At 49.4% G+C, this 12,141-nt stretch carries 7 protein-coding genes; 3 read left to right on the forward strand and 4 right to left on the reverse strand.

Going from position 1 to position 12,141, the window contains the following annotated elements:
- Positions 1-1,232 precede the first annotated feature (1,232 nt).
- Positions 1,233-2,219: an RNA polymerase sigma factor, RpoD/SigA family gene (locus SPB21_RS13510; RefSeq protein WP_006514862.1), complete on the forward strand. Its 987-nt coding sequence runs from the start codon at positions 1,233-1,235 to the stop codon at positions 2,217-2,219.
- A gap of 180 nt (positions 2,220-2,399) precedes the next feature.
- Here SPB21_RS13510 and fmt read toward each other — a convergent pair whose 3' ends face one another.
- From fmt to SPB21_RS13530, 4 genes are all read right to left on the reverse strand, one after another.
- Entirely contained in the window at positions 2,400-3,389 is a 990-nt protein-coding gene (fmt, locus tag SPB21_RS13515) for a methionyl-tRNA formyltransferase (RefSeq protein ID WP_163668070.1), read from the reverse strand.
- 195 nt (positions 3,390-3,584) lie between these two features.
- Positions 3,585-4,601 carry an OmpA family protein gene (locus SPB21_RS13520; RefSeq protein ID WP_163700228.1) on the reverse strand — a complete coding sequence of 339 codons (1,017 nt, stop codon included), beginning with the start codon at positions 4,599-4,601 and terminating at the stop codon, positions 3,585-3,587.
- A 137-nt stretch (positions 4,602-4,738) separates the two neighbouring features.
- Complete coding sequence (locus SPB21_RS13525; protein ID WP_499866830.1) at positions 4,739-6,280, reverse strand: DUF4335 domain-containing protein; 1,542 nt, start codon at positions 6,278-6,280, stop codon at positions 4,739-4,741.
- Positions 6,277-6,885, reverse strand: a complete 609-nt coding sequence (locus SPB21_RS13530) for a DUF3038 domain-containing protein (RefSeq protein WP_163664873.1) — start codon at positions 6,883-6,885, stop codon at positions 6,277-6,279. Before SPB21_RS13530 ends, SPB21_RS13525 begins: the two co-directional genes overlap by 4 nt.
- A 386-nt stretch (positions 6,886-7,271) precedes the next feature.
- On the opposite strand from SPB21_RS13530, the gene SPB21_RS13535 reads away from it, so the two are divergent.
- Complete coding sequence (locus SPB21_RS13535) at positions 7,272-8,774, forward strand: DNA recombination protein RmuC (protein ID WP_499866832.1); 1,503 nt, start codon at positions 7,272-7,274, stop codon at positions 8,772-8,774.
- A gap of 99 nt (positions 8,775-8,873) precedes the next feature.
- Positions 8,874-12,122 carry a cyclic nucleotide-binding domain-containing protein gene (locus tag SPB21_RS13540; RefSeq protein WP_499866833.1) on the forward strand — a complete coding sequence of 1,083 codons (3,249 nt, stop codon included), beginning with the start codon at positions 8,874-8,876 and terminating at the stop codon, positions 12,120-12,122.
- Positions 12,123-12,141 lie beyond the last annotated feature (19 nt).

A 12,141-nucleotide genomic window follows, 5' to 3' on the forward strand; every position in this document is an offset into this window, starting at 1 on the left:
GACGGGGGCTGCCCAAGAACATCGGAGCAGAAAACCAGCAATGGTGATGCCGCCCCCTATGCGCGCCCCCACGACATTATGAGTCGCATTTTTGGAACAGAGAAATCACCAAAAGTCTTCCAAAGCTTTGACTGACAAGGATAATAAAACATGTAGACATGAGATAACCGCTGTATCAGGTTATTTCTAACGCCAGGCAACCCATGGGCCTTAACCAGCATCCAACATCAGAAACCTCTATCTCTTAGAGAATGATTAGCAATAAATTTAAGTACTGTGACACTCTTAGGGATAGTCATAGGTGTCACAGTAATTATTATTGCTGCTTAAAAGTGGAGCTATAATGTCGCCAACCGTGTTCTCCTTGCGTTACCTGGACTGCATTATTACGTCTTATTCTCAGTAATATCCCAATAATGGGGAAATTATGAGCGTTACCTACGTCCATACCAATAGTCCTCTACTTATTTTTACGCATCCTTCAGTACAAATGAACTAAATTATGATATCATCCACCGATATCTATTAACCCTGGCAAGGTCTTAATTCTGTTTATAAAAAAGGGATTTATTTATTTCATTCATAGACCTCATTCATCCCACATATGGTGGATGTTAATTGCTAGGTTTAGTCTCGAAACAAGACAAAAGTTGTTCTAATGACTACAAAATTGTTTCTAGTTCGCCCCTAAACTTCATAGTCGCTTAAGTTCTCAAACAGACAGGTATAAGAATTTGTGGATACGTGCATAAATAATCCATAATCAGCCCATTCGGTTCGGTTATCGCCCAAGGAAAACCTCACCCAAACGCCTGAAAGCTTGAGGCATACTAGCACTACGGAGATTGTCGTTTACCCGCTCTTCTCTCAGCCAACTCTAATCTGAGACTTCTTAGATTTCTCATCTATTTACCTTAAAGTAACGAAATAGAGATGTGTTTATGAGAGTTGTTTAATCAAGTGTAATCATTTGTGTTACTTAGGGTAAAATTAAACTCATAATGAATCCGTTTTAAGTTCGTTTTTCAGAAATATAGGTACATGTTCAGCCTTGACCTAGGCGTTTGAAGCGGATTGTTAGAGCGATTCCATTAATTGCAATCCGATTTGTTGTGTTCTGCGTATTACCAGTAAAGTTCAACCTTTCGAATTCAACTCGTGGTTAAGGGTTCATAAACATAAACACCCTATACCTGGCACACTTTTCCAGCAGTGGAGGTCCATTACAAGCTATGTCGAAGCTGAAAGCCCCAAAACGAACTTCACCAGTTGCCTACAGTACTGATACCGTACGCACTTATCTTCAAGAGATTGGTCGCGTACCTCTACTCACTCATGAAGAAGAAATTGTGTTGGGTAAGCAGGTACAGTGCTTGATGGCTCTGCAGGAGACTAAAGATAAGTTAGACGAAGAACTCGGTCATGATGCGAATCGAGTCGAATGGTCGCAGGCTGCCGGTATTTCCGAGACAGAACTCGTCCATCAGCTACGGCACGGTGAACGGGCAAAGCGCAAAATGATCGAAGCTAACCTGCGCCTTGTAGTAGCAGTGGCTAAAAAGTATCAAAAGCGTAATTTAGAATTCCTAGATTTAATCCAGGAAGGTACTTTAGGTCTGGAGCGCGGTGTCGAAAAGTTTGACCCCATGAAAGGGTATAAGTTTTCCACCTATGCTTACTGGTGGATTCGTCAGGCAATTACCCGTGCGATCGCACAGCAGTCACGCACCATTCGTCTACCCATTCACATCACCGAAAAGCTCAATAAAATTAAGCGTGAGCAGCGCGTACTTGCCCAGAAGTTAGGCCGTAGTCCATCGGTTGGTGAAATTGGTCAAGAGCTTGACCTCACCCCTGAACAAGTACGGGAATACCTAACCATGTCCCGTCAGCCCATATCTCTGGATGTCCGCATCGGCGACAACCAGGATACAGAGCTACAGGAGCTACTGGAGGACGACACCGTGTCACCTGAGGATTACACGGTTCAGCAGTCCTTGCGTCAAGATATTCGCAATATGCTGACAGAACTCACTCCTCAGCAGAAGGAAGTGATCAATCTACGCTTTGGCCTGATCGACGGCACCCAGCTCTCCCTAGCTAAGGTAGGACAGCGGATGGGTATCAGCCGCGAGCGGGTTCGCCAGCTAGAACAACAGGCCCTTAAGCATCTACGTCGTCGTAAGGCAACGTTCCAAGGTTATTTGGCAGCTGGCTAAGGCCAATGTTCAAGTAACCTTGGCGGACTTTCCCAAGGCTAGACTAGCTTTTTCCTGGACATCTACAAACAAGCTCCTGGCCTCAGCCAGGAGTTTTTTTTGTCCCAAAATTGATACGCAATCCTGACCGATAACGCCCGGTATCGAAGGGCAACCATCGACGACCAGCAGCCCCTATGCCTAACCTAAGTTCTCTCCTAAAGCTAAACGACTGCCATTGGCAAAGGCCCACCCAGACTGAGATTTTTTACCCGCTGGCTGAACCTGACGGAGCAATAAATATCCATCACCTGTGCCAATGACAGGGCCATGATTTTTCCAAACAGCCATAACTTTGCCAGGCTCGGCAGGCTTTAGAGCCCCATAGGCATCTTTTAAAGTCCGATAGTCCTCAGGCAGTTGAGACCAGACGCCATCAAACAGAGGAATCGTCTCACTAATTTTAAGCGGCTGCTGTTGTAGCTGAGTGACACAGTTGGGATAGAAGCCCCGGATTTGGTTATGGATATCCAGAGCCGGACGCTGCCAGTCAATGACATAATCAGCTTTCTTAATCAGCGGCGCATAGGTGGCCTGCTCCTCAATTTGAGGAATGGGACGAATGGCTTGGCCATCTAGCTTATGAAGTGTGCTCAACAGCAGCTCAGCTGTGAGTTTAGACAAGGTATCAGCAATTGCCCAGGCGTTATCCAAAAGCCCAATGGGAATCTTTTCCTCTAGCAACATGGGGCCTGTATCCATACCGGCATCCATCAACATGGTGGTTACACCGGTCTCCGCCTCACCATGGTATAAACTCCACTGAATGGGAGCAGCCCCACGGTAGGTGGGTAAAATCGAGCCATGACCATTGATTGACCCCAGTCGCGGCATATCCAAAATTTCTTGGGAAAGGATTTGGCCATAGGCAACTACCACAAAGGCATCAGCCTGACAGTGGCTGAGGAAGTCTAGAGCCTCAGCATCTTTTTTGATTTTTTGGGGTTGCCACACAGGAATCCCGGCTTCGGTAGCCACTGTTTTCACAGGGGAAGGGGTCACTTTACTGCCGCGCCCCCGCCGCTTATCTGGCTGAGTAACGACGGCAATAATATCAAAATCAGGGTCTTTAAGCAGACGAATAAGGCCAGGTACCGCAAATTGTGGAGTACCAAAGTAGACAACTTTCATTACAGGAATGGACACTGAATAAGTGAGTTGATTATCAGCATGCCCCTAACGGCGATCAATAGCAATTTCAATACGGCAAGATATCCCGGATGTCGCTAACGGCGATCAATAGCAATTTCAATACGGCAAGATATCCCGGATGTCGCTAACGGCGATCAATAGCAATTTCAATACGGCAAGATATCCCGGATGTCGCTAACGGCGATCAATAGCAATTTCAATACGGCGATTGCGCTGACGAAATTGAGGGTTGCTATTGTCAGTAATGGGCTGGCTTTGGCCATAGCCGATGGTAACCCAACGGTTTTCGTCTGGTAAGTTGCCAGCCAGATAGGCCCTGAGGGCGTTTGCCTGTTGAAATGCCAAGCTCATGCTTTGGGATGGCACCATCCGGTCATCGGTGTGGCTACCAATTAAAATCGTAGCCTTCGGATATTGGCGAAGATCTCCAAAAATGCTGTTGAGGAGTTCTGGAGCAGTAGCCAACAAACGTGCTTCTCCAGGGGCAAACAGTGCATCACTCGGTAGGGTGATCTTCAGTTCGGTGGTTTCTAATAGGGGATGATGCACCTGTGGGGTATTTTCTTCTGGTTGCGGCTCATCGGCAACGGCGGTTGTGGAAACAGGTTGCACACCTGGCTCATCAGCCTGGTCAGGGATAAGGCGTCGCTCTAAATTTGCCAGCCTACTCTCAACATCTGCAGTGGACTGCGCTCGACCTAGTTTGCTTTCCAAGTCATACAAACGCTTACGAATGGTTTCAAATTCTTGCTGAAGAGCGGCGAATTCTTCCTCAGCGATCTGACGTTCTCGATTATTCAAAGCTGGTGGTGGTGTCGTTAAAGGCTCAATCGGCTGAGTGGGTATGGGTATCGGTTCAATACGAGTTTCTAGAGGGGGCGCAGGTCGCCAACGGCTAGGCAAGCGATAGATTTCTGTAAACACTCGATTGGTTCGCCGCAGCACCACTTCCTGCAGAGGCATCCGTTTGGTGGGGGCTGAGACTACTCTAGATGCACCAATTCCCAACAACCAGGCAACCGGGACACCGGCTAGCAATAGTCCTAATGCCAGTAAGCCATGTCCTGCCCGGTTTATCCAACGACGACGACAAGAGGGCGACGGCGGCACAGCCTCCATGGTAGGAGCCGTGGGCGAGGGGTCAGGGCTTGGATAGAGTGAAGGAAGTTCAGGGTATTGCTCATTAGACACAGCAATGCTCCTTGAGTCGTGATTAGTGCCGAGGATCCGGTAAAGACCAGGATCAAGGCTGTTCTAAGCTGTGAGCTTAACCCAAAATACTCATGGAGAAGCGTAAAGCCCCACAAAATTTAGAACTAAGAACTTAGTTAATTCTCAGGCCAACCATCCCAGGGATTAACTTCCACGATATTGTCGTCACTAATTACGACTAAAAAATCCAGCTGCGGCTGCTCGTCACTAGAGTCTTTGATCAGACTCGGTAGATTGAAATCATCTACATACCGCTCGGAAACTGCACTAGTGGCTTCATAACCCGTCACATTACCTTCCTGGTCGAGACGAATCCGATAGCGCACTTCTGGTCCGGTTCGATCTGGGGCACGGTTTTGGATAATGGTACGTCGCAGCCCTTGATTGAGAGCATCAATACGATCTACGTCTTGAATGGGTGTAGTTATTGCCGCAAGGGTATCAGCCGCCGTTTCAGCACTCCGCCCTGTAACAGTCTCACTGTTTGGCACGGATGATTGCTCGGATGTTTCATTGTCAGACTCTTCTGGCAGATCCTCGTCTTCTACCGACTCCGACTCGACCACCTCAAGATTCACCGCATCAGGGGTCACCGCCTCGGGTTCAACTGTGCTTAGCTGGTCAGACACCACTGCAACGGTGCCATCTGGTGCGAAGGCAACCTCAAACTGAGCCACTGATGCTACAGATGTTTCATCCACTGGAATGTAGGTCAGTTCAGGTAGGGGAGTACTATCCAAGTTTTCCAGGGAAGCGCTATCCACTGGGTTATAGCCAACAATATCGCCGTTGGCAGCAACGGAGATCTGATAGCGCAGTGGTTGCTCAAAGGTTGTATCACCGGATAAACCGTCGCTAATTTGCCCTTGCACCTGCTGTTGTAGAGCTGTTAGCTGTTCAGTATCAGTAATAAGAGGGGGTTGAGACGATGTTTCTGCATCTTCGCTGATCTCACCATCCTCAGCCCCCTCTTCCGGCACCTCGGATGTCGGTGCCGTTCCGTCTGCATCGGTATCAATGGCGATTTCATTCTCTATTTGCTCTTCCAATGCAGCAGAATTCTGCTGCAGACCTTCTGGTTCAGTCAGTTCTGGCACCGGCAAGAAGAACAGCCCCAGAGCAGCCACAGCCAATGTGCCTAAGCCGAGAACTGGCGGGACAGCTCGTTTCGCTAGCGGTTCCTCAGGCCTGACATACTTACGAGGCAGAGGCGCAAGGGGCACTGTCACATCGGGTAAGGTTTGAGTATCCGCGTAAAACTGATCGATAGCCTCAGCCATATCAAACAGCTGTACCGTTGAAAGCTTAATGTTTTTGGGAGCCTTCCCATCTGTCTCATCACCGGATGAGTCGTTGAGGCACTCAGGCTGGACGATGAGACGATGGTATTGGCCTTCATCCGCTTCAACCGTCACCAGAGATGTCTGGGATACCATGTGCTCGGGATGGTCGAGACCACTCAGCAAACGTTGACAGTAGGCGCTAACCGCACTGTTGAGCGCCTTAAAAAACTCCGTCCCCCCCGATAGAGATTGTTCAATTCCTACGATCTTAAACTCAGCATTGGCCAGTATTGAGAGCACATTGGAGGCATCTGCACTGAGGCCTTCTAATATTAGACTGCAGTTTGGCAGCACATACTGTCGTTTAATGGTCATGATATCTCCCCATCAAAGAGGCTGGCCCAGAGTCGTTCTTCACCGCGAGTGCCTGTACAGATCAGGAGCTGAGTTAGTAGCGAGAGTGCCAGCTGATCGAGTTTTTCATCTTTGCTGTAGGTAATCACCATCGCCCGTTTGGGATTCATACGAGCCCGGAAATGGGAGCGAAATCGCTTTAAGTATTTAGCTAAGCGAAAATGGTGATCGAGAGAAAGCTGGTGATCTTGGAGTTGTTGGTAGCCCAAAAACAGCTGGCGAATCAGCACCGTTAATTTACGACATAGATAGCAGACCACTAACACCAGAGCCTTAGCTTCTTCTAGAGTGAGGGGCTGACGCTGATTAAATTTTCGCAGCGGATTGGTACTACGCAACCGCCAAAGATGAACGCGACTCCTAAGTACATCTTGCAGCCCCAGATCTTTGATGGCTGCCAACATCACTTGAGATGCATTAAGCTCAAGGGCCTCAACGGCAAGCATGATAAAGTCTAGCTGCGTTTTTGCCCGACGGGGGCATTCATCGCTTTGGATTCCGTAGTTTGGCAGCTTGTCCAATATCGGAGATCTGAGAAGTTTCTCTGGTGGGCTTTTAACGGTCATTCCCTATAAGGCTCTTGATGAATTTAGTCGCTGCGCTGAATGTAAATGGATGTGTACGCGTAGTCCAAAAAGACCAGCTCCTATCAAAACATAAACCACATCCATGTTGAAACCCTGAGTTTTCCACTAGAAAAACTTAAGTTCTCACAGTTAATATGGCTCAGCTGAACTAGACCAATGGCCCTGTCTATAGATTAGCCATGGGCTGCGAATACCACATTTATCATCAACCCTTATTCATATCTTTTATGAAAGTACCCGGTGACTACGGCAGAATCAACGCAACTCACTTAAACACCTGCGCATTATGGCGGGTTGAGTAGCGATTTTACGATTGAGAATTAGGATGATACTCTATGGTGCAATAGTAAATCTGTACTTAGCCTATGCAGTGGCCGGTAATTTTTCTGGCAGGGGCAGGGTTGGGCTGTCTAATGAGTTGGCTTATTTGGCAGTCTCGATATCAAGCCGTGAGGGAACGTGCCAAGCATGATCTGGTGGCAGAACGCGCCACCATGATTGAGCAGTTACACGCTAAAGATGAACAGCTCAGCGCTCTGCAACAACAAATCCACAGTTTGCAGACCAGACTTGAACAAGAACGGCAAACGCTGACCCAGGAGGCTGCACAGCGAGCGGTGGCTGAAAGTAAAGCTGCTCAGACCGTAGCTTTGCAAACAGAAAATCAACGGTTGCAGGCAGAGAAGAGCCAGCTCACAGTGCGACTGGCCCAGAGCCAAACCCAGTTACAAACGCAACAGCAGACCACCGACGAAAAGCTAGCATTGTTAAACCAAGCCCGAGAGCAAATGGTGGAGGCATTTAAGGTCCTTTCAGCTGAAGCTTTACGGACTAACAACGAGACGTTTTTGAACCTGGCCCAAACAAAACTAGGGCAGTTTCATACTCAGTCGAGCAGTGAGTTACTGCAACGACAGCAAGCCATTGATGGCCTGGTGCAGCCGTTGCAATCGTCTTTGAGCAAAGTAGAAACCTACTTACAGGATTTAGAACGTAATCGGCTATCGGCCTATAGTCAGCTGAGCGAGCAAATTACTCAGCTGGCCACAGGACAGTTGCAGCTCCAAACGGAAACTGCCAATTTAACCAAGGCGCTGAGGGCTCCCAATGTGCGGGGTCGCTGGGGAGAAATTCAGCTGAAGCGGGTGGTAGAGATTGCGGGGATGGTGGAGCACTGTGATTTTGCCCAGCAGGTCACGACCGGTAACGGTGCACTACGCCCTGATATGGTGGTGCAGCTACCCCAGCAGCGCCGCATTGTTGTGGATGCCAAGGCTCCTCTGGCAGCTTACTTGGAAGCTTTGGATATGACCGATGAAGCCCTACGGCTGAATAAACTCAAGGAGCATGCCCAGCAGGTGCGTCGACATATTCAGCAACTGGGTCAAAAAGCCTACTGGGATCAGTTTCAACCCAGCCCTGAATTTGTGGTGTTGTTTTTACCTGGGGAAATCTTCTTCAGTGCTGCGCTGGAACAAGACCCTAGTCTAATCGAAGCCGGTATTGCCCAGCGGGTGATTTTAGCCACCCCCACCACACTGATTGCTTTGCTTAAGGCCGTGGCCTATGGCTGGCAGCAGGATGCCGTTACAGAAAATGCTCAGCAGATTAGTACCCTGGGTCGAGAACTGTATGACCGGATGCGGGTATTTACCGGACATCTGCAAAAAATGCGGCGGGGGTTGGATTCTACCGTCGACACCTTTAATAAAGCAGTGGGATCTTTAGAAAATCGGGTGCTGGTGAGTGCGCGTAAATTTAAAGCCCTAGGAGCAGCAGCCGGTGATGACTTGGACACCATTGAACCCATCGATCGGTTACCCCGTTCTGTACAGCCTTTAGCATTAGAGGATATGGGGGAAGATTAGACCCATTCATAGCCATACACCAATACGAGATAACTAAATTCTTCATTTTTTTGTCATGGACGTTTAATAGTATGGAAAAGCTATGAACTGATGTCGTTGATGCTAACCGCGTTTAAATCTTTACAGGATAGCCGGCTGACCCAGCTGTTACTGCTTGCAGTGACGGTGTTGGTGCAGAGTGTGATGGCGATCGCGGTGGCTAATTCTATCTTTGTCAGCCAGCTGGGGGCTGAACGGCTACCGATTGCATTTATTTTGATTGGCCTCTGCTCCATGCCTGCCTATATCTGCATCAGCCAGGTGGTGCAGCGGGTTCGCAGCACTGAGCTGTTTTGTGGAGCACTGGTGGTATTGCTGATGCTGGTGGTCGCTCTACGGCTGGCTTTGCCCCTGGATATGGCTCCTGTTTACTATGGATTACTGATTGTCAGTTTTTTTCAGTGGGATATTTGTAACAATATCCTTTACCCCAGTTTGCTGACTGACTACTTTAATACCCTGGAGTACAAGCAGTATGCTCCCTATATTGGTATTAGCCAGGCGGTGGGTGCCTTAGTCGGCGGTAGTTTGGTGGGTGGGTTATCGCGGTGGTTGAGCACCCAGAATTTACTGCTGTGTTTGCCAGTGGTGATTGCGATCGCACTGCTGCAACTCGCCTATCTCGACCGTACCCAGCGCCCCCTCAGCAAACAGCCCAGTGAAACCGTTGGTGTCATCGAATCGCTCCAGTCATTTCCCGAACTGGCCAAGCGCTATCCACTGGTTATTTTTCTGGCGGCCAGCAGCTTTTTGCTGGTGATCATTTACCTCAGCTCTGAATTTCTTTGGTTTAGCATCTACGGTCAGGAGTTTACACAACGGGCCCTGACTGGCTTTTTGGGCCTGATGCGAGTGGTGGTAAGCATTGTCCAAATGGTGGTGCTTTACGGTCTGACTCGGCCTCTACTGCGCTGGCTGGGGGTAGCTCGCATGAACGTGGTCTTTCCATTGACCACCCTGGCCGCATTTATGGGGCTGGGGGTCAACGGCCAGCTGCCAGCTGCCATTGGTTTACAGCTCAACAGCGATGCCCTCTATAAAGCGATTAATCTACCGGTCCATCAGCTTAACTACAACGCCATCCCCAAAGAATTTATGGGGCGGATTCGCACCTTGAGCGACGGGTTTATCTATGCCGTGGGGCTAACCTGTGCAGGCGCATTTTTATGGCTGGGTGAACATACCCTCAGTCTGGAGCAAATCACCTGGCTAGTCTGCAGTCTGGTCATGCTATTTTTGCTAGTGCGGCTGCCCATGGGACGCTTTTATACCGCTGGGCTAGAAGATCTAATTCGCACAGATGCCATTGACCTCGATCAGCTGGCCAGCCGTCAGGCGGTATTACCCCTGAAGGCAACGATTCAGACCCTGCTACAGTCAGACGAGCGCTACGACCAGATTAAAGGTCTGGAATTAGCAACGCGGGTGGGAGAACCGGGGGAGTTTTTAGACGATGTGCTAACCTTGTTGCCAGGGGCAGATCGCCAGGTGCGATCGGCGGTGGTGTCGTTATTTAGCGACGGAGTTTCAGAAGAAGGGGTAGGGCCAAACGCTGAGCTAGAGCCAGACGAGACAGGAGAAGCCGGACTCTGGTCTGTTTGGCAAGAGCAACTGACACCAGAGCAGCCGCTCGCCTGTCGGCTAACGGCGTTGGAAATTCTCATGGTGCAGCAACAGCCGATTGCGGATGAGATTTTGGATGAGCTGATTGCGCAGGCTGATCTAAGTTTGAGATCCCTAGCCATGGTGGCCAGACTGCAGGGAACTGCGCTCACGGATACGGCATTTTCAGAGATTGAACAGTATGGGCTGGATGAAGGGGTGGCAAAGGCGGTCATCCGTGTAGTGGCACGCAGTGCCGATGAAACACTGCTGGAATTTTTGACCACACGCCTTTTGCCCCACGGCAGTGCTGACACGAAACAGCTAGGCCTAGAAACCCTGACTAAGTTGGGTGAAACCATGCCCGATGCGGCCCGCCTCAAGACCCTGGCCCTGGCTCAGCAGCATTTTTCCCACGAGCAACCTGGGGTGAGAATTGCGGCCCTCACCCTATGGCAACAAAGCCATGGGAATCTGGTGCCCCTGGCCACTGCCTTAGGCGACGTTCACCCTCGGGTACGGGAACAGGCGGCTACTTTGCTGGCGGCTAAGGGAGGTCTGACTGAGGCTAAGGAACAGCTGGGGTCTGATAATCGACAGACAGTAAATAGTGCGATCGCAGCTATCGGTAAAATTCGCACCCGCCAGGCCAGCGACATTTTGTATGCCCACCTGGCAGATGATTTTCAGCAGGTGGGTCACACCCGTCGTTGGCAAACCCAGATTCCCCAGGATGACCCCAACTGGAAGCCCCTGGCCGTTGCCATTGAAGACTATCATCAGCGGCTGATTCAAAAGGTGCTCTATGTGCTGTCCAGCCTGGGCCATAGCCGCACTGTGAATACGGTGAACCAGATTTTTGCCACCACAGACAGTCGCGATCGCTCCAATGCAGTCGAGGTATTAGCATCCCTCAGCCACCGTCGGTTTATCTTGCCACTGTTACCATTACTAGAGCAAGATACCGACGGCGTGGGGACAGCCCAAGGGTCTCAACCCTCGCTTCACTGGCTACGGAATAAAGGTTATAAGATTCTGTTAGAAGCAATTGAATCTAAAGATCGCTGGTTGCGAGCCGGAGCGTTAATCGCTTTGGCCAAAATTCCTCGGGCATCGTTAAAAGATATAGATCCTGTGGTTCAGTCCGTGGCCCGTGACTTGTTCCCCACGCCACCCCTGCTACAGGATGTCTACACAGCACTACAGCCATCTACACCCGACACACTTATGAATCGTCTGATTATCCTCAAAGATGTCGCCCTGTTTCAAAATCTCTCTTTAGATGAGCTATTACTAATTGATGAAGCTCTTGTGCCTCAGCAGTTTATGGCAAGTACAACTATCTTTGAAGAGGGTAGCTGGGGGTCTCATCTGTATATCATCGCGTCGGGAACAGTGCAGATTGTGAAGACTGTAGATGATGAACAAAAAGAGATTAAGCAGCTGATGACAGGTAATTATTTTGGTGAGATTGCCTTGTTTGACGATGCACCCCGTTGGAATGGGGCAATTGCGAAAGATGATTGCATGTTGCTGAAGTTGGAGAAACAGCGGTTTATTAGTTTAACGACGCAGCGCCCTCACATTTTGTTGGAGATTTGCCGATTTATGAGTCAGCAACTGCGGGAGACAGACAAATTTCGATCAGCAAAGAAGTTTGTGGCGAGTGGTGCCCATGTGGAGGATGAGACACTACAAAATTGTTAGAGGCTTGTAATTAGTAGCG

Source organism: Leptothoe sp. ISB3NOV94-8A, from assembly GCF_043421595.1.
GTDB classification, from domain to species: Bacteria; Cyanobacteriota; Cyanobacteriia; order Phormidesmidales; family Phormidesmidaceae; genus Leptothoe; species Leptothoe turfae.